The sequence below is a fragment of the Streptomyces panacea genome (assembly GCF_040560175.1).
GTDB lineage: Bacteria > Actinomycetota > Actinomycetes > Streptomycetales > Streptomycetaceae > Streptomyces > Streptomyces panacea.
Window position 1 is genome coordinate 1 of the sequence record NZ_JARJHW010000361.1, and the last position, 415, is coordinate 415.

At 68.9% G+C, this 415-nt stretch carries 1 protein-coding gene; it reads right to left on the bottom strand.

Features of this window, described 5'->3' with window-relative positions; translation table 11 throughout:
• On the bottom strand, positions 1-415 hold a 415-nt coding region (locus P3L51_RS35935), incomplete at both ends, for a ketoacyl-synthetase C-terminal extension domain-containing protein (RefSeq protein ID WP_435594608.1).

Consider the following 415-nt stretch of genomic DNA (forward strand, 5'->3'; position numbering starts at 1 on the left):
AGCGGGATCCAGAACCGCACACACCTCGTCGAACGCCCCCGCGAACACCGGGAACGTCTCGTACAACTCCCGCCCCATACCGAGGCGTTGACTCCCCTGCCCCGTGAACAGGAAAGCCACCTTGCCCACACCGGTCTCGCCCGTGACCGTCTCGGACCCGATGAGCACCGCGCGGTGTTCCAGCGCGGCCCGGCCGGTGGCGGCCGAGTACGCCACGTCGAGCGCGTCCGCCTCCCGCAGCAGTTCGCCGAAGCGGCTGATCTGCGCCTCCAGCGCCGCCGGGGTCTTCCCCGACACCACCACCGGAGCCACCGGCAACTCCCGCCGCTCCACAGCCACTTCAGCGACCGGGACGACTTCTTCAACGATGACGTGGGCGTTCGTCCCACTGATTCCGAAGGAGGAGATGGCTGCC